We start from the raw sequence: 24111 nt of genomic DNA, 5'->3' as shown, positions 1-24111 counted from the left end.
GTGGGTTCAGAAACTGCTCTGGATTTTCAGGCCGCCGATCAGGGCGCCGTCCACCTGCGACACCCCGCCCGGATGGCGGATGTACTGCAGGTTGGGGCGCACCGTGAGCCAGTCGGCCAGGTGAATGCCGTAGTACAGCTCGGCGCTGTACTCGGTGTCCTGCACAGGCAGGAAACCAGGGTTGTCGTAGTCGTCGAGGCCGGCGGCCTGGTTGGCCAGGCGGGCGTTCTTGCGATAGGCCGGGTTGACGTGCACGCGGGCAAGGGCGAAGCCGATGTCGTCCTTGGCGCGGGCATCGAAAGGCCCTTTGTATACCAGTCCTGCCTGAACATAGTTGTCGATGGCATTGGTCTTCTTGTCGTGCAAAGTGGCGTTGGCGAACAGACTCAGGCCGCGCGACTGATCGGACGCCAGCGAGGTGACCTGCTGCTGGGCGCCGAGCCACATGCCGTGCTTGCTCGAACGGCTGCGGTAGGCGGCGCCACTGAGGGCGGCCGGCTGGCCGTTGCTGTCGTCGAGCACATCCTGTGCCTTGGCATTACTGTAGTAGTAGCCGGCGCGATATTCCCCTTTCAGGCCATTGACCCGTGGGCTCCACACCAGTTCGATCGGCATGATCGCGCCCTGGGTGCCGCTGCCGCTGAGCTTGAAACCGTTGCCCGATTCCAGGTTGGAGGGGTTCTGCTCGTACACGCCGACCTGGGCATACAGGGTGTCGGCCAGGTTGTAGCGCACGCGCAGGGCCCACTGGCTGACCGGCCAGTTGTACCAGATGCCGCCGACCCAGTTGCCCACCTGTGAGCCGCAGAAGGCCAGGTTCTGGAAGTCGCAGGGGAAGCTGTTGAAGTCTTCACCTTCACCGAAGCGGCCGAATTTGACGTCCAGCGCGCCGTCGAAATACTTCTGTTTCACCCACAGCTGCGTGAGCCGCCAGGTTTCACCACGGCCCCAGACTTCCTGGGCGGAAGTGAAGCCGCCGACGCGTGGGTCGTTGATACGGTCGTTGCTGATGTTGTCGCCGTGGCGCTCGGTGAGGGTCAGTTGGAACTCGGTGTCGTTCCAGCCGAAAATTTTCTGCAGGTCCAGGTGGCTGCCGAAGGTGAACTGGTCGCTGTAGCGCGCGGTGCGATCGTGGTCGTAACCACCGTGCAGGTTGCTGCCCATCTCGCCGGTGTAGCCGAGGGTGAAGTCGTAACCTTTTGCCTGCAATTCACTGCGGGTACCGCCCCAGTCGCCCAGCATCCAGGGGGAATCGCTGGCGAACATCTCGCTGGCGCTGGTGGGGGCGGCAAGTGTGGTCAAGGCGAGGCCGATGAAACAGTTTTTGGGCAACAGAAACATGAGATAGCGCTATCTTTTGATTATTGAACAAACGGCAAGGGCATCGAAGGGCGAGCCCGTCAATGGAAATGGCCACAAGGTGGATTCGATGAAGCGATTCAGCTTGCGGCGGGGAGGATATAGGGGAAGTTGTAAGAAAAAAAGACAAATTGTCGCAGTTGATTGTTGTTGAACTTGTAACAGTGTCCCAGGCGGTACTGACGTCTGCCACACCCTGTGGGACCGGTTGACCCGCGAAGGGGCGCACAGCGCCCCCCCGGGGACTTCAAAACGACGTACGCAACCCGACTTGCACACTGCGCCCAGGCGCTGGCGCGATGTCCCGCAGAATCGAACTGGCATAACGTACCGTCTGGTCCGTCAGGTTTTCACCCCGCACAAACGCCAACCACTGGCTTTGCCCGATGTCGAAGCGGTAGCCCACGCTGGCGCCCAGCGTGGTGTAGCCATCGGTGCTTGTCTCATTGCCCGGCTTGCGATGGTGCGACGAGGCGTGCTGCACATCGACCCGCGCCTGCCAACGATCCAGCTCCCAGACCAGCCCGCTGTTCAACCGCAGCGGTGCGATACGCGGCAGTGGCTCGCCACTGTCGAGGTTCTTGGCCCGGGTGTAGTCGCCGGACAGTTCCAGCGCGAAGCTGCCGTAACGGTTCTGCACCAGTTGCCAGCGGTCTTGCGCTTCGATGCCATAGAAGCGCGCGCGTACGCCCTGATACTGGTATTCCGGGAAGCCGCCGTGGTCGTGGTCATGATTGTGATCATGGTCATCTTCGCCATGGTCGTGGTCATGGCCTTCACGCAGGTTGCCCGTGCCGATCAGGCCAATGTAATTGCGAAAGTGGCTGTAGAACACGCCGACACTGCCCTTGTGGGTGCCATTGTCGAAGCGCAGGGCCAGGTCGGCGGAAATGGCCTTTTCCTTATTCAGGCTGGCATCGCCCACCTCAAAGGCCCCCGTGGCCACATGCGCACCGTTGGCATACAACTCATAGAAGGTGGGGGCGCGCTCGGTGTAGGCCAGGTTGGCGGCCAACGACCATATGGGGTCGAGTTGATACACCGCCCCCGATGACAGGCTGAAAGCATTGAAACTGCTGGCGCTGTCAGCGGCGGAAAAGGCTTCGTTGCCCTTGGCATCTGGGTCGACCCGGGTGTGTTCCAGACGCGCGCCCAGGCTCAGGTTCAGGCGCTCGGTGGCCTGCCATTGTTCGAGCATGAACAGCGCCAGGCTGTCGGTATCGGTCTGCGGCACAAAAGCCTCCTCGCCGAGTGCCGAGAACTCGTTGCGGCTGACCTGGGCGCCGATCACCCCTTCAACGGGCCCGAGCGGCTGATGGCGTGCCTCGATGCGCGCCTCGTAACCCTTGTTCTTGAAGGTGGTGTGCACCTCGCCTTGTTCGATCTCGCGGTGTTCGTAGTCGGTATAACCGGCATCGACCTTGACCGAGCTGAACGGGCCGTCCAGGTCACGCAGTTCGGAGGCGAACCCGTAGTGATCCTGTTGCATGTCCAGGCGTACGCCAGGCTCGGCCACCGAGCCGTAGTTGCTGTCATAGCGGCTGTATGACAAGCCGGCATAACCGTGATCCCAGTGGTAGGCGCCGCCGATCGCTCCGCCATCCTGGCGCCCGTCGCTGTTCTGCAGGCGGTGCTTGCTGCCCGGCTCGTCGGCATCCCGTACTTTAGAGCTGCGGGCGTAGCCGGGGATGCGCAGGTCGTTGAACTGGCGGCTGTTGGCGTCCAGGTGCAGGGCGAAGGCGCCGTTGCCGGCCTCCAGTTTGCCGGCGCTGCTGCGGGTGGTGTCGGCACCGCCATAACGCAGCTCGCCAGCGCCGTGGATGCCTTCGATGGGGGCATCGGGGATGCGGTTGTCGAACGTATTGACCACCCCGCCGATCGCATTGCCGCCATACAGCAGGGCGGCGGGGCCGCGGACGATTTCGACGCGCTCCACGGTCACCGGGTCGAGCGGCACGGCGTGGTCGTAGGACAGCGACGACGCATCCAGGGCGCCGACGCCGTTGCGCAGAATGCGAATGCGGTCGCCGTCCAGGCCGCGGATCACCGGGCGGCTGGCGCCTGGACCGAACCAGGTAGAGGCGACACCGGGCTGTTTGTTCAGGGTTTCACCGAGGCTGCCTTGTTGCTGCAGCAGCAGGTCGTCGCCTTCGAGCACTGTACTTGGGGCGGCCAGCTGGCGGTTGCCCAACGGGTTGGCGGTGATCACCTGGGGTTCGAGTTCAACGGCCTGGCTGGGGGATGAGGCCAGCCAGAGCGCGACGGCGAGGGGGGAGAGGCGGAGCGGGATGTACAGCATGGGGATGGGGCGTTCCTTGGCAGAGGCGGTTGTAATGTAACTGTATAACATTGCTATTTCATCACAAGGGTTTTGCCTCTGGCCAGCGGTTTTTCAAGCGGCTTGAGGTTGCCCGGCCACTACACTCGTGTAAGGTGCGCACCTTTCCCACGCTGGAGCACTGGCATGAGCATGGCCCAACACAACGCGCTGCACGGCAAGACCCTGGAGCAGATCCTCACCGAGCTGGTGGCTCACTACCAATGGCAGGGCCTTGCCGAGCGCGTCGACGTGCGCTGCTTCAAGAGCAACCCGACCATCAAGTCGAGCCTGACTTTTCTGCGCAAGACCCCTTGGGCGCGGGAGAAGGTCGAGCAGCTGTACGTGAAGCTGCAGCGCAACGCCTGAGATGCGGCGCCACCCGTGGCTGTGCCTGGCCGCCGTGCTCGGCTGGTTCGGCCTGGCCGTGCAGGTCTACCTGGTATTGCTGGCGCGCTGGCAGGAGCAGGCCAGCCTGATTGGCGGCCTGGTCAACGTGTTCGGCTACTTCACCGTGTTGACCAACACCCTGGTGGCGACGGTGCTGAGTTATGCGGCATTCGGCCGGGAGGGTCGCGCCAGGCGCTTCTTTCTACTGCCGTCGGTGAGTTCTGCTGTAGCGGCCAGTATCGTGCTGGTGGCGCTGGCCTACAGCGTGCTGTTGCGCCACCTGTGGCAGCCCGAGGGCTGGCAGTGGCTGGCGGACGAGTTGCTGCACGATGTGATGCCCGCGCTGTTCGTGGTGTACTGGTGGTTTGCCGTGCCCAAGGGCAGGTTGCGGCTGTGGCACCTGGCGGCCTGGGCGCTGTACCCGGCGCTGTATTTTGCCTATGCACTGTGGCGGGGGAGTGAGATTGGCGTGTATGCCTACCCGTTCATCGACGTGGCGAGCCTCGGGTATGGGCGGGTGATGCTCAATGCGCTGGGGGTGTTGGCGGGGTTCTGGGCGATTGGCCTGGTGCTGCTTGGCCTGGACCGGTGGCGCGGCCGCTCTGTCATGGAACAACCGCTAAATCATTGATTTAGCGGGGTTCTGGTGACTGTCAGGTTGTTTGTACCCGGGCCCATCACGCGTCGTCCGCAGTACCGTCGGCGCGCCAGTAGGCAGCCGCTTTCAGCGCATCTTCCTGCACGCCTTTCTCCAGCAGCAAGGCCTTGGCCTGGCGGGTCAGGGCTTTTTCCAGCGCTACCCAACCGTACAGCCTGCCTTGCGGCAAGGTCAGGTTCTTCAGCAGCGCCAGCAGGTCTTCTTCCTGGCGCCGTACCCAGATCACGTCCACTTGTGCCTTGCTCGGCAGCGGCTGGCGCTCCTGTTCGTCTTCGATCTGGATCACCGCCAGCACCTGGCGGTCCGCAGGCAGTTCTTCCAGGCGCCGCCCGATTGCAGGAATCGCGGTTTCGTCACCGATCAGCAAGTAGCTGTCGAAGATGTCCGGTACCACCATCGAGGCCCGTGGGCCGGCGATGTTCAGGTACTGGCCCGGTGTAGCCTGGGCGGCCCAGGTGGAGGCAGGGCCATCACCGTGCAGGACGAAGTCAAGGTCCAGCTCATGGCCGACCAGGTCGATACGCCGTGGGGTGTATTCACGCATGGTGGGGCGTGCGCCACCTTCACGACCCAGATTGCGCGCTTCGATCGCTTGCTGTTGCTCCGGCGTTTCGGCAAACAGCAGCTTCACATGGTCGTCAGTGCCGACGCTGGTAAAGCCTTCCAGTTCCGCACCCCCCAGGGTGATACGGCGCATGCGCGGGGTCAGGTCGGTGACGCGCAGCACCTCGAGGCGGCGTTGGCGTATCTCGTGGTTGACGCGGTGAATGGTGTCACTCATGGGGTGTTCTCCGAAACAGGGTTGGCCGGCCCGGAGGCGATGGCCTTGGCAGTGGTGTTGAGCAGGTCGCGGACGCGCTCGATTTCTTCGGGTGTCCAGCGCCCGCTGTGCATGTGCAGGGCATGGCGCAGGTTGCCGACCGCCTCGTGGATCTCGGGTGGGCGGTCGTGGCCGCGCAGGGCGCGCTTGCTGACTTCGATGCGCATGCGCACGCCGTCAAGGGCCACAGCTTGTTCGGCCAGGGCGTTGCGGCCGGCATCGGTGATGACATAGAGGCGTTTGCTGCCCTGGGGCTGGCCGCTGATCAGCTCGGCTTCCTCAAGGAAGTTGAGGGTCGGGTAGATGACGCCGGGGCTTGGACTGTAGCTGCCGTCGAACTGGTTCTCGATCTGGCGGATCAGGTCGTAACCGTGGCCAGGTTGCTCAGCCAGCAAGGCCAGCATCAGCAGCTTGAGGTCGCCGGGGGCGAATACGCGTGGGCCGCGTTCGCCGCGGCCGGGGCGTCGCTCGAAAGGGTCGTGGGGTGAATGTTCGCGCATGATCATGGGCTCCGTCTTGTGCGATATATCTTAAGATATTACTCAAGATATATCTAAAGACAAGCCCTAGATGCAGATGATTATCAACTAAATAGTTGATGGGTTATTCCCATGCATGGCTACCTGGGGCGCTTTGCACTCATTCGGGTTGCCCGGTTGCAGGTATGGCATGAGGATCGGTGCCATGCCCTTGAGCACCTGCACCGGCAATGCCGAGGTAAATTTGAAGGCTTCCGCCGTGCGCCCCGGTACGAATGCGGTCAATGTGCCGAAGTGGTTATCGCCCAGGAAGAACACGAACGTGGCAGTGCGGTTCAGCGAACGCGAGCCGATCAAGCGGCCGCCAGCGCCGAAGCTTTCGATGCGGTTGTCGCCGGTCCCGGTCTTGCCGCCCATCACCAGCGGCGTGCCGTCTTGCAGCTTGAAACTGCCGGAAATACGCCGCGCGGTACCCGCGTCTACCACTTGCGACATGGCCCCTTTGAGCGCACGAGCAACCTCCACCGGCAAGATCCGTTGGCCGCGGTCCGGGTCACTCACCAGCTTGGTCTCGTAGGGCGTGTTATCGGCGAAGTGCAGGGTATCGATGCGCAACGTGGGCAGGCGCACGCCGTCGTTCTGGATGATGCCGACCAGCTCGGAGAGGGCGGCCGGGCGGTCGCCCGAGCTGCCGATGGCGGTGGCCAGTGACGGCACCAGATGGTCGAACGGATAGCCCACGCGCTTCCAGCGTTGGTGGATGTCGAGGAACGCTTCGATCTCGACCATGGTGCGGATGCGGCTGTCGCGGGCGCCCTGGTGACGGCTCTTGAACAACCAGCCGTACACCTCCTGGCGTTCGAAGCGGCTGGCATTGACCATTTCGGTCAGCGTCGAGCTTGGGTGTTTGAGCAGGTAGCCGAGCAGCCACAGGTCGAGGGGGTGGACCTTGGCGATGTAACCCTGGTCGGGCAAGTCGTACTTGCCTGGGCCGTAGGCGTCGTACATCTCCGACAGGCGACCGTCGGTCAGCTTGCCCAGGGCGATCTTGTCGTCCTTGCTGTGGGCGCGCACAAACGCATTGAAGGTTTCCTGGCCGGCTTCGGGGAACAGGTAACGGTGCACTGCCGCCAGGCGCTGTGGGGTCACGCGCATGCTGTCGAGGAAGGTGTCCAGGCGCTGCTGCGAGGTCTTGCGCTGGTACTTCTTCCAGAACCGCATCAGGTAGTTGGTGCCTTCCTTGTCGGCAAAGCGGGCCAGGTATTCCTGGCGGCGTGGGTCGGCGTCGTCCTTGAGCAGCGGTACCCGGTTGAACGGCTGCTGGTAGGTCACATAACGCACCACGTCGCGCATCAGCCGGATGAACGGCAGGTTGATCGACTCGCGCAGGGCAATCTTCAGGGTCGGGTTGCGGCCGTTGTCTTCCTTGCGGAAGTTGTTGAACACGTGCATGCCCCCCCCGGTGAAGAAGGCTTCGCCGGTATTGGCCGAATACTTGCGTTCCAGGGCGGCGTCGAGCATCGCATCGAGGTTCTGGTTTTTGCTGTTTTGCATCAGCCATTCCAGCGACCACTGGGTGAGGCGGTCCAGTTCGGCCACCTCGACCTTTTTCAGCTCGGCAGCAGGTTTGCCGGCGTACTTGTCGTGCAACTCCGCAATGATCTCAAGGTAGGTGGTGAGCACCCGCAGCTTGGCGGTAGAACCCAACTCCAGCTTGCTGCCTTCGTTGATGTCGAAGGGCTGGTCGGTGCTGTCCGTCTGCACCCGCACCCGCGAGCCGTCTTCGGTGCGCTCGAACAGCGTGAAGCTGTAGCGCACCTGGTCGGTGGTCTTGGCGGTCAGCAGGCGCTCGCCGATCAGCCCGATCTGTGCCGCAAACTCGGGGTCGGAGAGGTTTTTCAGGTACTGGCTTACTTGCATCTGCAGGTCGGCCTGCAAGGTGCTGGTGGCCGACAGGTCGAGGCGGTCGAGGTCGTACAGCGGGCGGTTGAGCATGGCCGCCAGGCGATTACGGGCCAGGCTGATGCCTTTGTTGGTGATGATCGGAACGATGGTCGGTTGCGCCACCCAGTCGCGATACACCGCCTTGCTGGCCAGCGCCGCGTCGGCCAGCGGCTGGTCGATGACTTGGTTGGCGGCGAGTACGCGAACATGCGAGTCGGTGAGTTCGGCCAGTTCGACCCGGCCTTTGGACAGGTAATGCGAGGGGCGGCGCTGGGCGATCATCAACGACAGCACCTGGCGCAGGGCCAGGCCACGCGCGGCCAGGCTTTCAGGGTCCTGGGCGGTCGAGGTCAGGGCCTGGTTGACCTGGTCGAAATCGGCGCCGTACCACACCCGCAGGCCCTCAGCCATGCCATGCACTTCGCCGTGGCCCGGCACAGCCGAAAGCGGCACGCTGTTGAGGTAGTCGCGCACGATGCGCTGGCGCGCCTCGGTGGTGTCCGGGCCGCCTTGATAGGCACGCACGCTGGCAGAAATCATCTGGCGAATCTTCTCGGCGCCAGAAACGGTCAGGCCGTCCGGTGAGTGGCGGTACTTCTCAAGCTGCGTCGCCAGGGTACTGCCGCCAGCCGACTGGCCGGGCAGGGCAAAGTACTTGGCCACTTGGCTGTAGGCCGCCTTGGCGAAGCGCGGCCAGTCGACCGCAGGGTTGTTGCGCGGGTCCTTGCTGTCGAGCAGGTCGCGGTTTTCGATGAACAACAGGCTGTTGACGATCACCGGCGGGATCGCCGCAAAGTCCGGGTACAGGTGTTGCGGGTAGTTGTACTGGTAGAGCGTGTCGCCACGGCAGTCGGTGATCGACAGGCCGGCCTGGATCTTCTCGATATAGGGGGCGAACAGGCCGTGATCGACGTAGTCCATCAACGCTGGCGAGAATTTCACCTGTTCGCTGATCAGGTAGTCGCGCTTGAGCAACCGCGGCAGGAATTCGCCTAGCGCGCTGTAGCCCAGGCGTTTGTCGAAGGGGCCTTCACCGGGGTAGACGATGGCATCGCTGGGCCCTGGCTGCAGCGAATAGGTCAGGGTGGTGGCCAGTTTGCTGAATTCCCGCGATTGCAGGTTGGAGGTGCGGAATTCGTCATAGGCGGCAAAGCCGAGGGCGATGATGGCCACCAGCAGGATGAGGATGATCAGCCGCCACCAGAGCCGACGCTGACGTGGGGACTTTACAGGTGGCATCTCGGCCGGAGGGGTTGCGGGTGCTTCCGTTCTGGTTGGTTCCGATTGCCACAGTGCGCCCATAGTCTTCAATCCGGCCAGGTATTTTCGTCTTGCTTGTCTGAAGCTTAGACGTTGACCGGGTTAGGTGAAAAATTTGTAAGAGGGCGAGAAAAGTGGCGTAGGGATATGCGGCTTTGGTGTGGGTTTCGGGGTGAGGCGATGTTGTTAAGGTGGCTACAGGATTTTTACGGCGGCTTCGCAGCCCTTGTCGCGACTCAAGGCCGCGCCCACAGGGGCGAGATTTCTCGCCGAATTTCCCCGTTTATACAGTGAAAATCCCTACAGGGAGCTTCCTATACTGCTCGCCCCCTTCGCCCTGCCGGACGCTCTACGCCGGCACACGGGCCGGCCCACGAGGCCAGCCCGGCAAGTCTACGTCCCGCCTATCGGCGCGGCCGGTGCTGCACGAAGGTCAAATCCAATAACAAAATGAGGTTGTATTGCTATGCCCGTCGGCAACCACCCTGCCCACGCCGAGACCGCTCAGGGCGGCCCTCTGAAGCGTGAACTTGGCGAACGGCACATCCGTCTGATGGCGCTGGGCGCCTGTATCGGTGTCGGTCTTTTCCTCGGTTCGGCCAAAGCCATCGAAATGGCCGGCCCAGCCATCATGCTGTCCTACATCATTGGTGGCCTGGCCATCCTGGTGATCATGCGTGCCCTCGGCGAGATGGCCGTGCACAACCCCGTTGCCGGCTCGTTCAGCCGCTATGCCCAGGATTACCTCGGCCCGTTGGCGGGCTTTCTCACCGGCTGGAACTATTGGTTCCTGTGGCTGGTGACCTGCGTGGCGGAAATCACCGCCGTAGCCATCTACATGGGCATCTGGTTCCCCGACGTCCCCCGCTGGATCTGGGCCTTGGCAGCGCTGGGCAGCATGGGCGCGGTCAACCTGGTGGCGGTCAAGGCGTTCGGTGAGTTCGAGTTCTGGTTTGCCCTGATCAAGATCGTCACCATCATTGCCATGGTCCTGGGCGGTATCGGCATCATTGCCTTCGGCTTGGGCAACGACGGCGTGGCCATGGGTATCTCCAACCTGTGGAGCAATGGCGGTTTCATGCCCAACGGCGTGACCGGCGTGCTGATGTCGCTGCAGATGGTGATGTTCGCCTACCTGGGCGTGGAAATGATCGGCCTGACCGCCGGCGAAGCACGCAACCCGCAAAAAACCATTCCGCAGGCTATCGGTTCGGTGTTCTGGCGCATCCTGCTGTTCTACGTAGGGGCGTTGTTCGTGATCCTGTCGATCTACCCGTGGAACGAGATCGGCAGCCAGGGCAGCCCGTTCGTCATGACCTTCGAACGCCTTGGTATCAAGACCGCTGCCGGCATCATCAACTTCGTGGTCATCACTGCAGCACTGTCGTCGTGCAACGGCGGTATCTTCAGCACCGGTCGCATGCTCTACAGCCTGGCGCAGAATGGCCAGGCCCCGGCCACCTTTGCCCGCACCTCGAAAAACGGCGTGCCGCGCAATGCGCTGCTGCTGTCGATCGGCGCGCTGCTGCTGGGCGTACTGGCCAACTACCTGGTGCCGGAAAAGGTCTTTGTCTGGGTGACGTCGATCGCCACCTTCGGCGCGATCTGGACTTGGGTGATGATCCTGCTGGCGCAGCTGAAGTTCCGCGCCGGGCTCACCACTGCCGAGCGCAAGGCGCTGAAATACCGCATGTGGCTGTGGCCACTGAGCTCCTACCTGGCACTGGCCTTCCTGGTGCTGGTGGTAGGGCTGATGGCGTACTTCGAAGACACCCGCGTGGCGCTGTACATCGGCCCGGCGTTCCTGGTGTTGCTGACCGCCTTGTACTACACCTTCCGCCTGGCGCCGAAACAGCCGCAGGGCATCGTCAGCCCAGCGTCCTGACGAGGCCGGGGGCCGCCTTCGGGCGGCCCTTTCAGCTACAGCCCTTCTGGGTCATTGCTCGTCAACTGGCATTTTTGTCAGTAGAACGCCCTAGGTTTATTGCCTAACGTGGCGTTCAGGCCAGGCCAGGAAGGGCATCTGTACCATGCGATGCAGAGCACCCGCGTTTTTCAAGTACGTGATCGTCGGTATCTTCAATACCGCCATCCACGTGGCAGTGTTCACTGCGATGCAACTGTTTGCCGGTACTGACCAGGCGATCAGTAACCTCACTGCCTTCTTCACAGCGTTGTCGTTCTCTTTTCTGGCCAACTCCCGATATACCTTCAAGGTGCGTATTTCGCTCTTGCGGTATCTGGTGTTCGTGGCGGGTATGGGCAGCCTCAGCCTGACGCTGGGGGCTATCGCTGACAATCAGCAGTGGCGGCCGGTTGTCACTGTCGCGTTGTACTCAGCCATGAGTCTGCTGCTGGGTTTCCTGTTGTCGCGGTGGATCTTCACGGAGCAGCGCAAATGGTTATTTCGCTGATCGTCCCGATATTCGATGAAGAACTGGCAATTCGCCCATTCTATGACGCGGTTCGCCGTGCGCTGCACGGGGAACCGGCAAGGGTCGAGGTGATCTTCGTCAATGATGGCAGCCAGGACGGCAGTGAACAGCAGGTTCGTCAGCTGATTGCGGGTGACCCGGATGTCATGCTGGTCGACCTCTCACGTAACTTTGGCAAGGAAGCGGCACTCCTCGCTGGGCTGGAAATGGCCCGTGGCGATGCAGTTATCCCTATCGATGTCGACCTGCAGGATCCGGTAGAGGTCATACCCCTGTTGATCGAGCAGTGGCGAGCCGGTTTTGAAGTGGTGCTTGCCAAGCGCCGGGACCGTTCCAGTGACTGCTACTTGAAGCGATTAACGGCCGGAGGCTTCTACTTTTTGCTCAAGCGGATATCGCAGATACACATTGAAGAGAATGTCGGTGACTTCCGGCTGCTCGACCGCAAAGTCGTGGACGTGATCAAGTCGATGCCTGAACAACAGCTGTTCATGAAAGGCATGCTGTCCTGGGCGGGGTTTAGCACCACGGTGGTTGAATATGAGCGCGCTGCACGGGCTCAGGGCGGTAGCCGTTTCAACGCCTGGAAGTTATGGAATCTGGCATTGGACGGCATCACCTCGTTCAGCACTGTACCGTTGCGGCTGTGGACCTATGTGGGCGGGACTATCGCCTTCACAGCGTTGGTTTACGCAGCGGTGCTGGTCGCTGACAAGCTGATCTTTGGCAACCCTGTCCCAGGCTATCCCTCGCTGATGACGGCCATCTTATTTCTCGGTGGCGTGCAGTTGATCGGGATCGGAGTCTTGGGTGAATACATTGGCCGTATCTACATGGAATCCAAGCATCGCCCTCGTTATGTCGTCAGGGGCAAGGTCGGGTGTGACCCGGCGCAATCAGGGCGGGCGTTGATCAAGGAGAGATAATGGCCGTTTCGCTACGCTGGCAAGAGACCCGTGCAAAAGCTTGCGTGGTCGTGGCAATTTTGCTGATGAGTGCTGCCTTGCGCTTTCATCAGGTAACGACGCGCACTATCTGGCTGGATGAGGCATTCAGTGTCTTACTCAGCCGCCTGTCGCCTGAGCAGATACTGTTTCATACCGCCCGGGACGTCCATCCGCCCCTGTATTACTTGGTTCTGCATTACTGGATGCAGTGGTTTGGCAGTGATGCGCTGGCGGTTCGTAGTTTGAGCGTTGGCGCGGGCGTCGCTTCGGTAGGCATGGGTATGTTGCTGACAAGGCACCTGGCGTCTTGGCGTGCCGCAATGATTGCTGGCCTCTTGTTGGCATTCTTTCCCATGGCCATACGTTTTAGCCAGGAAGCCCGAATGTACGCGTTGCTGAGTCTGCTGCTGTTGTCGGCGATCTACATGCTTTGGCAGTGGGTATCCAGGCAAAAAAACCTCTACCTGGTTGCCTACAGCCTACTCATGGTCGCCGCGTTGTACACCCACTACTTTGCAGCCTTGTGCGCATTGGCCAATTGGCTCTACCTGTCAGTGACTACGGATTCACATGGCAAGCGTCTTGTATTGGCTCGTGCCTGGTGGGTGGGGCATGTGGGAATCGTCGTGGCCTATCTGCCTTGGCTGCCCATCTTGTATCGTCAACTGCATCACCGTGAGTTGGTGGCCTGGATTGTTCACTATCCGGCTTCCCTCTTGAGCATGCCGCGATCGTTCTGGAATGCATTTACCCAATGTGAGGAGGCTGCCTATGCAGACGTCTTGTCTGTGTTGCTGTCCATTTTTCTTGTGTTTGCTTCGCTACGGGTATTGCGCCATGTCTCGACGCGTGGGCAGCCGAATGTATTGCTATTGAGTTATTGCTTTGTTCCCATCCTTGTCGTCTGGCTGATCTCCTATGCCATGCCGTTATTCATCAACCGTTATCTGCTTTTCTCCCTCATGGGGCTGCCGTTGCTGGTAGCGGTCGCCGCTGATACGTGGCCGAGGCGAACGTTACTGGCATCGGTTGCTGGCTGTCTGTTCATCGAACTTGCAGGGCTGGCCTATGCCTACAATTACCAGGCGAAGCCGGGTGGTGATCTGGGTACGGTGATGGCACATGTTAATAAGTACTGGCGCTCAGGGGATGCTTTGTTAGGCGATCGCAAAAGGCACTACCTCTCGATCGAGTACTACAATGCCACGGGACGCCCGGCATTTCTCTATACCCAGATTGAACCTGATGCGACCGGTAAGGCGGCAACCACCTACGGTACCTTGACGTTGTTTTATCAACGCTCAGATGAGCTTTACGTAACAACGCCACAGAGACTGGCGAACCACTTCAAACGCCTCTGGCTGGTGACTGAACCTTCGTCTGCTTACACGCCGCGTATGCCCGTCGACGGGTGGGTGAAAGTTGATGAAATCGTCGAGGGCTCGTTCAAGGCATTGTTGTTTGCAGTGCCTGAACAAGCCAATCGCTGAACCGTGAGCCGCCTCAGGCCGCTTGTGGCTCGAAACTGTCGGCCCGCGCCATCTGCCACATCCGCGAATAGAACTGCCCATCCACCTCACCGGTCAGCAACTCCCCTGGTTTGAGGAACACATGCATCTGCGAGAACAGCTTGATCTCGGTGGCCGATACCCGTCGCACCAAGTGCTTGGCTTCCAGCTGTGCCGGGTGTTCCAGGCCGGCCGCAGCGAGCATTTCGGCCAGGGCGCGCAGGGTGTTGTGGTGGAAGTTCAATACCCGCTGGGCCTTGTCCGGCACCACCAGTGCGCGCTGGCGCAACGGGTCCTGAGTGGCCACACCGGTCGGGCACTTGTTGGTATGGCAGCTCTGCGACTGGATGCAACCAATCGCGAACATGAAACCACGCGCTGCGTTGGCCCAGTCGGCGCCGATGGCCAATACGCTGGCGATGTCGAAAGCACTGACGATCTTGCCACTGGCACCGAGCTTGATCTTGTCGCGCAGGTTCAGGCCGACCAAGGTGTTATGCACGAACAGCAAGCCTTCGCGCAGCGGCACGCCGATATGGTCGGTGAACTCCACTGGCGCCGCGCCAGTGCCCCCTTCCTTGCCGTCGACGACGATGAAATCGGGGAGGATGCCAGTTTCCAGCATGGCCTTGGCGATGCCCATGAACTCCCATGGGTGGCCCAGGCAGAACTTGAAGCCCACCGGCTTGCCGCCGGACAGCTCGCGCAACTGGGCAATGAACTGCATCATTTCAATCGGCGTCGAGAAGGCGCTGTGGCGCGACGGCGAAATGCAGTCCTCGCCCATGAGGATGCCGCGGGTTTCGGCAATTTCCTGGGTCACCTTGTGCTTGGGCAGGATGCCGCCGTGGCCGGGCTTGGCGCCTTGGCTCATCTTGATTTCGATCATCCGTACCTGGGGGGTACGTGCCTGGGCGGCGAAGCGTTCCGGGTCGAACCGCCCGTCTGCGGTACGGCAGCCAAAGTAGCCGCTGCCCAGCTCCCACACCAGGTCGCCACCGTGTTCGCGGTGGTAGGGGCTGATGCTGCCTTCGCCGGTGTCGTGGGCGAAGTTGCCCAGCTTGGCGCCTTCGTTCAGGGCGCGGATGGCGTTGGCGCTGAGTGAACCGAAACTCATCGCCGAAATGTTGAAGATCGACGCCGAATACGGCTGGCTGCACTGCGGCCCGCCGACGACGATGCGAAAACCCGCAGGGTCGGTCAGCGGTGCTGGGCGCATGGAGTGGCCGATGAATTCGAAGCCGGACTGGTAGACGTCGATCAGGGTGCCGAAGGGTTTGTCCGAGGCTTCGTTCTTGGCCCGGGCATACACCAGCGAGCGCTGAGCGCGGGAGAAGGGCAGGGCGTCGCTGTCGGCTTCGAGCAGGTACTGGCGGATTTCCGGGCGAATGCCCTCGACCAGGTAGCGGATGTTGCCGAGGATCGGGTAGTTGCGGCGTACTGCGTGGCGCTTTTGCAGCAGGTCGAACACGCCGATCAGGCTGAGTACGGCAGTGGTCAGGGTGAAGGGCCACAACCACTCGTGGTGGGTGAAGGGCAGGCTCGCCAGGGTGAACAGTACACAGGCGGCGAAGAAGGCGTAGCGGCTGAGAAGTGACAGGCTCATACGGGGTCCTTGCGATGGCGCGGTCAGGCTCAGGGGCCTGGGGCAAACCCCGACCATAGCCCGGTTGGGCGGTAGTGAAAATGAAAATCGGGGTATCGAAAATCATTCGCACAACGGGCTGGGTGCTCAGTCGTGCTGCTTGAGTAACAGCCGGTGGCGCCAGGCTTGCTGTTCTTCCAACGACGCGTCGATGAGGAATTGGTATCGCCCGGCAACCCGCATCGCTACGGGTACCCCATCGCGGTACAGCAAGCGATTGCCGCTCACGGCGGGTACCTTGGCCCCCGGCAGTAGCGAGCCCACCAGGTTCAGCGGGTCGCTGGCACTGACCATCACCAGGGCGCCCTCCGGCTCACGCCGTCGCACTTGCCGCAACAGGCCTACCGCCTCCGGCAAGGCGAACTGCTCGCCGGCCAACCCGGCGATAAACCGCCCGCCACGAATTTCGCCGCGGGCTTCCAGCCGGTGATAACAGCGCAGCAACGCTCGCCACGGGGGCAGCACATCGCTCTCGCGTTCCAGCAGGCGCCAGCAGATCACCCCGTAGCGACGCAGCAGGGTGCGGGCAATGTGTTCCAGGCGCTGGTCTTCGTTCAGGCTGGCGGTACCGCGCCGCAACAACGCCCAGCGCCCGGCGTGGGCCATGCTGTTCGAAAACGGCGCATGGCCGCGGCGGCTGTGGCATGGCGTGCGTTTAGCCGCTGGTGTGATCAGGCTGCGCAGGCCGGTGAAGCTGTCGGCGCCGGCCAGGCCTGAGCCCACCAGCTCCTGCAGTGCCGTTTCCAGCTCACTGGGCAACAGGTGCGCCTCTTTGGCCAGTTCATCGAAGAACAGCGCACCTTCCGTTTTCAGCGCTTCATGCACACGTTGCGCGCGCGGGCCTAGCGCCTCGGGGGAAGGGGCTGGCGCGAGGCTGCGCCAGGTATTGAGCTGGTCCCGGGGCAACAACACCAGCGGGGTGCTGGCCAATGTGCTGCTCGACTGCGTCGCTGCCAGGCGGCTCCAGGCGAACTGCCCGCTGCGGCACGCGTCGTCGAGCCAGTGCGGGCTGTAGTCCTTGATCCGCGCAGGCAACAGCTCGGCTTCCCAGGCACCCGCAGCACTCGGAAACCCCTGCAGTTGGCCCAGTACCTCGGCCACCGCCTGCGGCCCGCGCAGGCGTTCGTCTGCGGCCAGGTGCTGCCAATCGAACAGAAAGCGCATGAAGTCCTGCAGGCTGACCGGTTCTATCTCCCGGCGCAGGCGTTTGACCGTGTAGCGGTGGATGCGCGCCAGCAAGTGGCGCTCGCACCACTGCAGGTCGTGTGCACCTGGGCTGAAATGGCCGCGCAGCACATAGCCTTCGCTTTCCAGGCGAGCCAGGGCCTGCTCGATGTCCGGCAGGGGTTTGCCCAGGGGGGTGGCGATCTGCGCCAAGGTCTGCGGGCCGTAACCTCCCAGGCGGGCGCGCAGCAGCTCGCTCAGCGCAGTGTCGGGGTCGATGGCCTGATCAAAGCCGGGCAGCAGGTTCAAGGCCGGCTCTGTGGCTGCACCTGGATACAGCGCCTGCAGCAGGTTCAGGCGCTCACGGGGCAGCCAGAGCTGTTGATCGGGCAGGTGCAAGGCTCGGCCTGCCTTGGCCAGTTGCCGAAGCAACAGGGCCCAACTGGCGTTGGCCTGGGCTTCATGCTGGGTGATGGCGCCCAGGCTCATCAACGCCTCGTGCATCTCATCGGCGTTGACCGGTTGCGGCCAGGCCTCGTCTTCCACGGCGCGGATGGCGTCGGCGTCCAGCGCGCCCAGATCATCGCCACTGCGCACGTCGCTCCAGCGTCGGTTGAGTACCGCCTGGGTTCGGCGTTCTTCCAGCGGTGCATCGTCCAGAAACGCGTAGGGCCTGGCGTTGAGGATAGCCGAGGCCAGCGGTGACGGTGCCGGCAGGTCGCGGCTGATCATTCGCACCTCGCCGCTCTCCATACGCCGCAGCAGGGCCAGCCAGCCTTCGCTGTCCATGGCCTCGTGCAGGCAGTCGTCGAGGGTCTGCTCGACCAGCGGATGATCGGGGATCTGCCGTTCGCCGACGATGTTTTCCAGGCAGGCGATCTGGTCGGGGAACACCGACGCAATCAGGTCTTCGCTTTTCATCCGCTGGATCTGCGGCGCCACCTTGCGCCCACCGACGAAGCGCGGCAAGGCCATGGCCACGGCAGCGTTCCAGCGCCAGCGCACACCGAACAGCGGCGCGTCGAGCAGGGCCTGGATGAGGACCTGTTCGGCATTGCGGCTGGTCAGGTAGCGCCACACCTCGTCCAGGGCGAAACTGTGGCTGGTGGACAACGACAGCACGATGGCATCTTCGCTGGCCGCCGCTTGCAGCTCGAAATTGAACGTGCGGCAGAAGCGCTTGCGCAGGGCCAGGCCCCAGGCGCGGTTGATACGGCTGCCATAGGGCGAGTGGATGATCAGTTGGGTGCCGCCGGACTCATCGAAGAAGCGCTCCATGATCAGCGTCTGTTGCGAGGGCAGGGCGCCCAGTACTTCCCGCGTGCGCCCCAGGTAATCGAGCAACTGGCTGGCGCTGTCTTCGCCCAGTTCGAAGCTGCGCTGCAGCCATTGCACCACCGCCGCGCTATCTGCACCCGGCAACCCCAGCCGCTCGTCGATGCGTGCCTGCAAGCGGGCGACCGCCGCTGACAGCTCATCGCTGCGCCCTGGTGCTTCACCCAGCCAGAACGGAATGGTCGGCGGCAGGCCATGGGCGTCCTCGACCCGCACGCGGCCAGGTTCGACCCGCAGGATCCGGTACGAGGCATTGCCCAACTGGAAAATATCGCCGGCAATGCTTTCTACCGCGAAGTCTTCGTTGACGCTGCCGATGCTCAGCGCCTGGGGTTCGAGCAGCACGGCGTAGTCGGCGGTCTCGGGGATGGTGCCGCCACTGGTCAAGGCCGTCAGCTGGCTGCCGCGACGGCCGCGCAAGGTGCCGCTCACCGCGTCGCGGTGCAGGTAGGCGCTACGGATGCCTTGGCGGCCGTTGTAGCCCTCGGCAAGCATGCTCAGCAGCGCCTGGTAGTGCTGCACGTCGAGTTCGGCGTAGGGCGTTGCCTGGCGCAGGCAGTCGAACAGCGCCTGCTCCTGCCACGGCTGGTTGCTGGCTTCGGCGACGATTTGCTGGGCCAATACATCCAGGGGGGCCTTGGCGATGTGCAGTTGGTCGAGCTCGCCTCGGCGCACACAGTCGAGCAGGGCCGTGCATTCGATCAGGTCGTCCCGCGAGGTCGGGAACAGCCGGCCTTTGGGAATGCCCTCGACCTGGTGGCCCGAGCGGCCGACACGTTGCAAAAAGGCCGCGATCGAACCTGGCGAGGCGATCTGGCAGACCAGGTCGACATCGCCGATATCGATGCCCAGCTCCAGCGAAGCCGTGGCCACCAACACCTGCAACTGGCCCTGCTTCAGGCGCTGTTCGGCGTCCAGGCGCAGCTCCTTGGCCAGGCTACCGTGGTGCGCGGCCACGGCTTCTTTGCCCAGGCGGTCGCTGAGGTGGCGGGTCAGGCGTTCGGCCAGGCGCCGGGTGTTGACGAATACCAACGTCGTGCGGTGTTCGCGGGCCAGGGTTGCCAGGCGGTCGTAGACCAGGTTCCACACGTCGGTGGCCATCACCGCACCCAGGGGCACGGGTGGTACTTCCAGGGCCAGGTCGCGCGTGCGTGCGTGGCCGATATCGACGATCGCACAGGGGCGCTGATGACCCACCAGAAACTGCGCCACGCGCGCCACCGGCCGCTGGGTGGCGGACAGGCCGATGCGCCGCAAGGGCCGTTCGGCGAGGGCTTGCAGGCGCTCAAGGGTCAGCGCCAGATGGGCGCCGCGTTTGTTGCCGGCCAGGGCGTGAATCTCATCGACGATCACCGTGTGCACATTGGCAAGGCCGGCACGGCCCGAGGCCGAGCCCATCAGCACATAGAGTGACTCCGGCGTGGTCACCAGGATGTGCGGGGCGAGCTTGCGCATGGCTGCACGTTCTTTCTGCGGTGTGTCGCCAGTGCGCACGGCGGTGGTGATACGGGGCGCTTCAAGGCCCTGGTCTTCGAGCGCCTGGCTGATGCCTTCGAGCGGGGCCTGCAGGTTCAGGCGAATATCGTTGGACAGGGCCTTGAGCGGCGAGACGTAGACCACCTGCGTCTGTGCGGGCAGTTCGCCGCCGTGTTCAAGGCCTTGGCGGAACAGCTCATCGAGCACCGCGAGGAAGGCGCTCAAGGTCTTGCCCGAACCGGTCGGCGCGGCCAGCAGCATCGACTGACCGGCGTGAATCAATGGCCAGGCACGGGCCTGGGCGTCGGTGACCGTGGCGAAATGGCGACGGAACCAGGTGCCGACGGCGGGGTGGAACAGTGCGAGCACCGGGTGCTGTTGGGCGGGCAGGTTCATGTGTTGGTTATGGAGGGTCGGCGGCGGGTTGGCAAGGGGCCGTTCGTCTGTGCATGGGGGAGGCTACCTGTGCTTGTCTGGCCATGAGCCCCATGGGATGCTCTCTGGCTTTGCCTGTGAGCCCATCCCATGACCAAGACCATCCGCATTGCCGCCGCCCTGCTGATCGACCCCCAGGGCCGCACCCTGCTGGTCCGCAAACGCGGCACCCGGGCCTTCATGCAGCCTGGGGGCAAGATCGATGCAGGGGAGACAGCGGTGGCCGCACTGGTGCGCGAACTGCACGAGGAATTGGGCCTGCGCATCGACCCTGCACAGGCCATCCTCCTGGGCCGCTTCAGCGCCCCGGCGGCCAACGAGCCAGGTCATGAGGTACAGGCCGAGCTGTTTCGGGTCGACAGCGCCGAGGCCGTGGTGCCAGCGGCGGAAATCGAAGAAGTGGTCTGGCTGGCCGCCGACCAGGCGCCCACTCTTGAGCTGGCGCCATTGACCCGCGACTTGATCCTGCCGCTCTACCGCAAAGCGGTCAGCGTACCGCGCTGACCCCGTCGAGGGTGGCGAACGAGGTGTCCTTGGCGGTCAACAGGAAGTCGCGCATGTACGGTGCGTCGAGCATGTCGGTGCGCACGGCCGCATAAAGCGTGGCGAACAGGCCCTTTTCGCCCAGGCGCTTGCCCTTCACATAGCCGCGCGAGCTGTACTCGTGCAGCGCCCAGTGCGGCATGCCGCACACCCCACGGCCGCTGGCAACCAGTTGCATCATCATCACGGTCAGCTCGGAGGTACGCACGGCGGCCGGTTCGATGTCGGCCGGCTCCAGGAAGCGGGTGAAGATGTCCAGGCGGTCGCGTTCCACCGGGTAGGTGATCAAGGTCTGGTCGAGCAGGTCCTGCGGCACGATGTAAGGCTTGCTGGCCAGCGGATGCTGGTTGGCGACGGCAATCATGGCTTCGTAGGTGAACAGTGGTACGTAGGTGATACCGGCCAGGTCCAGCGGGTCGGAGGTGACCACCAGGTCCAGGTCACCCCGGGCCAGGGCTGGCAGCGGGGCGAAGGCGAACCCTGAGGCCAGGTCCAGCTCCACTTCCGGCCAGGCATCGCGGAACTGGTCGATGGTCGGCATCAGCCATTGGAAGCAGCTATGGCATTCGATGGCCATGTGCAGGCGCCCGGCGGTGCCGCCGGCCAGGCGGGCGATGTCACGTTCGGCGCCGCGCAGCAGCGGCAAGGTGGCATCGGCCAGTTGCAGCAGGCGCAGCCCGGCGCTGGTAAAGCGGATCGGCTTGGTCTTGCGCACGAACAGCGGCAGGCCAAGGCGCTCTTCGAGCTCCTTGAACTGGTGCGACAGGGCTGACTGCGTCAGGTGCAGGCGCTCGGCGGCCTCCACCAGGCTGTCGGACTCGCGCAGGGCATGAAGGGTTTTCAGGTGGCGAATTTCAAGCACAACGACTTTCCATTGGGAATACGGGAGGCAACGGGGTAGTCGTTGAGTCTGGCTCAAGTTGGCCTGGCTGTCATCAGGGTTTACGTGTGTTGCCACGCTGACCGCCTGGCGAGGTTCACGAAATTGTCATTGAACTGTGGCAGCGCGCTTGAATGATTTTCATCAGACTCGCGTTCTACTGGGGATCTGCATTCTGGTGTTTCTTTCATGCGGGCTTTTCTGCTGTTTTTGTTCTTTCTTGTCAGCGTGCCGGCTAGCTTCGCCGAGCAGCGCTGCGACGTTCACGTGGCGGCTCAGCGGGCGGAGCTGGGTAACCTGAGCCTGGTCTACCAGAGCGTGGGTGCGCCTCGAGACCCGGCACTGCTGCTGGTCATGGGCCTGGGCGGGCAACTGATCCACTGGCCGGACGACGTGGTCGAAGCCTTGTGCCGCCAGGGTTTTCGGGTCATTCGCTATGACAACCGCGATGTCGGCCTGTCACGCTGGAACCAACTGCCCCCTTCGGCCAATCTGACTGTCGAGCTGCTGCGCTACAAGCTGGGTTTGCCAGTCGCCGCGCCGTATACGTTGACCGACATGGCCGGGGATGGGCTGCGCCTGATGGACTCACTGGGCATAGACCAATTCCATGTGCTGGGTGTCAGCATGGGGGGGATGATCGCGCAGCACCTGGCGGCGATGGCGCCGGAGCGGGTGCGCAGCTTGACGCTGGTGATGTCCAGCTCGGGGGCCGCAGGGTTGCCCGCGCCAGATCCGGCCCTGGTGCAGTTGCTGGCCCGGCGCAGTGCGCCGAACCGCGAGGTGGCCATCGAACAGCAGGCTGATTTGCTGGCAGCACTGGGCAGCCCCGAGGTGCACGATGACCGTGCGGTGCTGATGCAGCAGGCGGCCGTGGCCTATGACCGGGCGTTCAACCCTGAGGGCGCCAAGCGCCAGATCATGGCGATCCTTGCCGAACCGAGCCGGGTAGCGCTGCTCAATCAGTTGCGCGTGCCGACCCTTGTGGTGCACGGCACGGCCGACCCCTTGTTGCCGGTGATGCATGGGGTGCACCTGGCAGCGCATATCCAGGGCAGCCAGTTGCGCTTGATACCGGGGTTGGCGCACCGCTTCCAGGAGCCGTTCAAGGCGCCGTTGCTGGGGGCGGTGCTGCCTTACCTGCAGTCACACCGGCAGGACGCGACGCATATCGCAGGCCTTTGAGAGCGGTTTTGTCCGCGAAGAGGGCGATGCCGATCTTTCAGCCCAGCCCGTACTTTTTCACTTTGTCGAACAGCGTGGTCTTGGCCATGCCCAGTTCCTGGCTGGCCTGGCTGAGGTTGCCGCCGGTGCGCTGCAGGGCATCGCTGAGCAGGTTGCGTTCGAAGGCCTCCACGGCCTCGGAAAAGCCCAGGCCCTGGCTGGCGCCACCACTCGGGCCTTTCTTGAACGCCGGCAGGCCCAAGGCATAACGCTCGGCCACGTTGCGCAGTTCGCGCACGTTGCCGGGCCAGTCATGGGCCATCAGCCGCGACAGGGTCTGGCTGTCCAAGGTCGGCGTTTCGCGGTCGAAGCGCAGGGCCGATTGCTGCAGGAAGTGTTCGAACAGTTGCAGGATGTCTTCGCGGCGTTCGCGCAGTGGCGGTAGTTCCAGCGTCACCACGTTCAGCCGGTAGTACAGGTCGCTGCGAAACTGCCCGTTCTGGCCCATGGCATCGAGGTCGGCCTTGGTCGCGGCAATCACCCGGCAATCCACCGCAATGCTCTGGTTCGAGCCCAGCCGTTCCAGGGTGCGCTCCTGCAACACCCGCAGCAGTTTGATCTGCAGGTTGATCGGCATGCTTTCGACTTCGTCGAGGAACAGCGTGCCGCCGTTGGCGTGTTCGATCTTGCCGATTCGGCGTTTGCCCGCACCGGTGAAGGCGTTGGCTTCGTGGCCGAAGATCTCGCTTTCGAACAGGTTCTCGGGCAGGCCCCCGCAGTTCAGGGCCACGAAAGGCTGGCCCTGGCGGCGGCTGAAGTCGTGCAGGCAGCGGGCGACCAGTTCCTTGCCGGTGCCGGTCTCGCCTTCGATCAGCACGTTGGCCGAGGTGTCGGCCACATTGGCGATCAACTCGCGCAGTTGCTCCATGGCGGCCGAGCGGCCAATGATGCGACCCTCCAGGCTGCTCTGTTCGGCCAATTGGCGGCGCAGGGCCACCACTTCGCGGGAAAGGCCGCGATGTTCGAGGGCGCGGCGCACCACATCGACCAGGCGCTCAGGCGAGAAGGGTTTCTCCATGAAGTCATAGGCGCCATTGCGCATGGCGCCGACCGCCATGTCGATGTCGCCATGGCCGGTGATCAGCACCACGGGCAGGCTGCGGTCGCGGGCTTTGAGGCGGTTGAGCAGTTCGAGGCCGTCGATGCCCGGCAAGCGGATATCGCTGACGACGATGCCGGCGAAGTCGTCGCTGATGCGTTCCAGGGCCTGTTCGGCGCTGCCGACCCCTTCACAGGCGATGTCTTCCAGCGCCAGCGCCTGCTGGCAGCCGAGCAGCACATGCGGGTCGTCT

General features: G+C 63.1%; 17 protein-coding genes. 8 read left to right on the top strand and 9 right to left on the bottom strand.

Annotated features, from left to right (window positions below; translation table 11 throughout):
* Positions 1–6: 6 nt before the first annotated feature.
* Positions 7–1341: a carbohydrate porin gene (locus LJX93_RS21315; protein ID WP_047583634.1), complete on the bottom strand. Its 1335-nt coding sequence runs from the start codon at positions 1339–1341 to the stop codon at positions 7–9.
* A gap of 265 nt (positions 1342–1606) precedes the next feature.
* The gene (locus LJX93_RS21310; RefSeq protein ID WP_227696401.1) at positions 1607–3658 is read right to left on the bottom strand and encodes a TonB-dependent receptor; all 2052 of its coding nucleotides are present in this window, start codon (positions 3656–3658) and stop codon (positions 1607–1609) included.
* Positions 3659–3823: 165 nt separating this feature from the next.
* On the opposite strand from LJX93_RS21310, the gene LJX93_RS21305 reads away from it, so the two are divergent.
* Positions 3824–4045, top strand: coding sequence for a VF530 family DNA-binding protein (locus tag LJX93_RS21305; RefSeq protein ID WP_033702696.1), 222 nt, complete (start codon positions 3824–3826; stop codon positions 4043–4045).
* 1 nt (position 4046) lies between these two features.
* Positions 4047–4697, top strand: a complete 651-nt coding sequence (locus LJX93_RS21300) for a Pr6Pr family membrane protein (protein ID WP_033702695.1) — start codon at positions 4047–4049, stop codon at positions 4695–4697.
* Positions 4698–4743: 46 nt separating this feature from the next.
* Here the strand turns inward: LJX93_RS21300 and LJX93_RS21295 are convergent, their stop codons facing one another.
* The 3 genes from LJX93_RS21295 to LJX93_RS21285 all read right to left on the bottom strand — a co-directional run bounded on the left by LJX93_RS21295 (position 4744) and on the right by LJX93_RS21285 (position 9269).
* Positions 4744–5505, bottom strand: coding sequence for a siderophore-interacting protein (locus tag LJX93_RS21295; RefSeq protein WP_227696400.1), 762 nt, complete (start codon positions 5503–5505; stop codon positions 4744–4746).
* Positions 5502–6044 (bottom strand): PadR family transcriptional regulator, encoded by a 543-nt coding sequence (locus tag LJX93_RS21290; protein WP_095064248.1) that lies wholly within the window; start codon positions 6042–6044, stop codon positions 5502–5504. The genes LJX93_RS21295 and LJX93_RS21290 overlap by 4 nt, the downstream gene beginning before the upstream one ends.
* A gap of 87 nt (positions 6045–6131) precedes the next feature.
* Positions 6132–9269, bottom strand: a complete 3138-nt coding sequence (locus LJX93_RS21285) for a biosynthetic peptidoglycan transglycosylase (protein ID WP_033702693.1) — start codon at positions 9267–9269, stop codon at positions 6132–6134.
* Positions 9270–9693: 424 nt separating this feature from the next.
* Between LJX93_RS21285 and LJX93_RS21280 the strand changes: the two genes are divergently transcribed.
* The 4 genes from LJX93_RS21280 (at position 9694) to LJX93_RS21265 (ending at position 14099) form a co-directional block, all read left to right on the top strand.
* Positions 9694–11112, top strand: coding sequence for an amino acid permease (locus LJX93_RS21280; protein WP_033702692.1), 1419 nt, complete (start codon positions 9694–9696; stop codon positions 11110–11112).
* Positions 11113–11257: 145 nt separating this feature from the next.
* Positions 11258–11641 (top strand): GtrA family protein, encoded by a 384-nt coding sequence (locus tag LJX93_RS21275; protein ID WP_033702993.1) that lies wholly within the window; start codon positions 11258–11260, stop codon positions 11639–11641.
* A complete protein-coding gene (locus LJX93_RS21270) occupies positions 11626–12588 on the top strand; it encodes a glycosyltransferase family 2 protein (RefSeq protein WP_033702691.1) in 963 nt (320 codons plus the stop codon). Before LJX93_RS21275 ends, LJX93_RS21270 begins: the two co-directional genes overlap by 16 nt.
* Complete coding sequence (locus tag LJX93_RS21265) at positions 12588–14099, top strand: glycosyltransferase family 39 protein (RefSeq protein WP_052040687.1); 1512 nt, start codon at positions 12588–12590, stop codon at positions 14097–14099. The genes LJX93_RS21270 and LJX93_RS21265 overlap by 1 nt, the downstream gene beginning before the upstream one ends.
* A gap of 13 nt (positions 14100–14112) precedes the next feature.
* On the opposite strand, the gene LJX93_RS21260 is transcribed toward LJX93_RS21265, so the two are convergent.
* Positions 14113–15723 carry an FMN-binding glutamate synthase family protein gene (locus LJX93_RS21260; protein ID WP_033702690.1) on the bottom strand — a complete coding sequence of 537 codons (1611 nt, stop codon included), beginning with the start codon at positions 15721–15723 and terminating at the stop codon, positions 14113–14115.
* A 126-nt stretch (positions 15724–15849) separates the two neighbouring features.
* Positions 15850–20133 carry a DEAD/DEAH box helicase gene (locus LJX93_RS21255; RefSeq protein WP_227696399.1) on the bottom strand — a complete coding sequence of 1428 codons (4284 nt, stop codon included), beginning with the start codon at positions 20131–20133 and terminating at the stop codon, positions 15850–15852.
* 129 nt (positions 20134–20262) lie between these two features.
* Between LJX93_RS21255 and LJX93_RS21250 the strand changes: the two genes are divergently transcribed.
* Positions 20263–20676: an NUDIX hydrolase gene (locus LJX93_RS21250; protein ID WP_033702688.1), complete on the top strand. Its 414-nt coding sequence runs from the start codon at positions 20263–20265 to the stop codon at positions 20674–20676.
* On the opposite strand, the gene metR is transcribed toward LJX93_RS21250, so the two are convergent.
* On the bottom strand, positions 20660–21577 hold the full coding sequence (gene metR, locus LJX93_RS21245) for a transcriptional regulator MetR (RefSeq protein ID WP_033702687.1): 918 nt from the start codon (positions 21575–21577) through the stop codon (positions 20660–20662). The two genes, LJX93_RS21250 and metR, sit on opposite strands and share 17 nt — an antisense overlap.
* 207 nt (positions 21578–21784) lie before the next feature.
* On the opposite strand from metR, the gene LJX93_RS21240 reads away from it, so the two are divergent.
* Positions 21785–22780 carry an alpha/beta fold hydrolase gene (locus LJX93_RS21240; RefSeq protein WP_033702686.1) on the top strand — a complete coding sequence of 332 codons (996 nt, stop codon included), beginning with the start codon at positions 21785–21787 and terminating at the stop codon, positions 22778–22780.
* 37 nt (positions 22781–22817) lie between these two features.
* On the opposite strand, the gene LJX93_RS21235 is transcribed toward LJX93_RS21240, so the two are convergent.
* The gene (locus tag LJX93_RS21235; RefSeq protein ID WP_236643922.1) at positions 22818–24095 is read right to left on the bottom strand and encodes a sigma-54-dependent transcriptional regulator; all 1278 of its coding nucleotides are present in this window, start codon (positions 24093–24095) and stop codon (positions 22818–22820) included.
* Between the last annotated feature and the right edge of the window lie 16 nt (positions 24096–24111).

Source organism: Pseudomonas sp. HN2-3 (assembly GCF_020691745.1).
GTDB classification, from domain to species: domain Bacteria; phylum Pseudomonadota; class Gammaproteobacteria; order Pseudomonadales; family Pseudomonadaceae; genus Aquipseudomonas; species Aquipseudomonas capeferrum.
The sequence above is the reverse complement of the archived record's forward strand: the minus strand, read 5'-3'. Positions and strand labels throughout refer to the sequence as shown.

Excerpts from the sequence above, each read along its gene's own strand:
- LJX93_RS21315 (WP_047583634.1), bottom strand. The coding sequence starts at position 1,341 with ATGTTTCTGTTGCCCAAAAACTGTTTCATCGGCCTCGCCTTGACCACA.
- LJX93_RS21310 (WP_227696401.1), bottom strand. The coding sequence starts at position 3,658 with ATGCTGTACATCCCGCTCCGCCTCTCCCCCCTCGCCGTCGCGCTCTGG.
- LJX93_RS21305 (WP_033702696.1), top strand. The coding sequence starts at position 3,824 with ATGAGCATGGCCCAACACAACGCGCTGCACGGCAAGACCCTGGAGCAG.
- LJX93_RS21300 (WP_033702695.1), top strand. The coding sequence starts at position 4,047 with ATGCGGCGCCACCCGTGGCTGTGCCTGGCCGCCGTGCTCGGCTGGTTC.
- LJX93_RS21295 (WP_227696400.1), bottom strand. The coding sequence starts at position 5,505 with ATGAGTGACACCATTCACCGCGTCAACCACGAGATACGCCAACGCCGC.
- LJX93_RS21290 (WP_095064248.1), bottom strand. The coding sequence starts at position 6,044 with ATGCGCGAACATTCACCCCACGACCCTTTCGAGCGACGCCCCGGCCGC.
- LJX93_RS21285 (WP_033702693.1), bottom strand. The coding sequence starts at position 9,269 with ATGGGCGCACTGTGGCAATCGGAACCAACCAGAACGGAAGCACCCGCA.
- LJX93_RS21280 (WP_033702692.1), top strand. The coding sequence starts at position 9,694 with ATGCCCGTCGGCAACCACCCTGCCCACGCCGAGACCGCTCAGGGCGGC.
- LJX93_RS21275 (WP_033702993.1), top strand. The coding sequence starts at position 11,258 with ATGCGATGCAGAGCACCCGCGTTTTTCAAGTACGTGATCGTCGGTATC.
- LJX93_RS21270 (WP_033702691.1), top strand. The coding sequence starts at position 11,626 with ATGGTTATTTCGCTGATCGTCCCGATATTCGATGAAGAACTGGCAATT.
- LJX93_RS21265 (WP_052040687.1), top strand. The coding sequence starts at position 12,588 with ATGGCCGTTTCGCTACGCTGGCAAGAGACCCGTGCAAAAGCTTGCGTG.
- LJX93_RS21260 (WP_033702690.1), bottom strand. The coding sequence starts at position 15,723 with ATGAGCCTGTCACTTCTCAGCCGCTACGCCTTCTTCGCCGCCTGTGTA.
- LJX93_RS21255 (WP_227696399.1), bottom strand. The coding sequence starts at position 20,133 with ATGAACCTGCCCGCCCAACAGCACCCGGTGCTCGCACTGTTCCACCCC.
- LJX93_RS21250 (WP_033702688.1), top strand. The coding sequence starts at position 20,263 with ATGACCAAGACCATCCGCATTGCCGCCGCCCTGCTGATCGACCCCCAG.
- LJX93_RS21240 (WP_033702686.1), top strand. The coding sequence starts at position 21,785 with ATGCGGGCTTTTCTGCTGTTTTTGTTCTTTCTTGTCAGCGTGCCGGCT.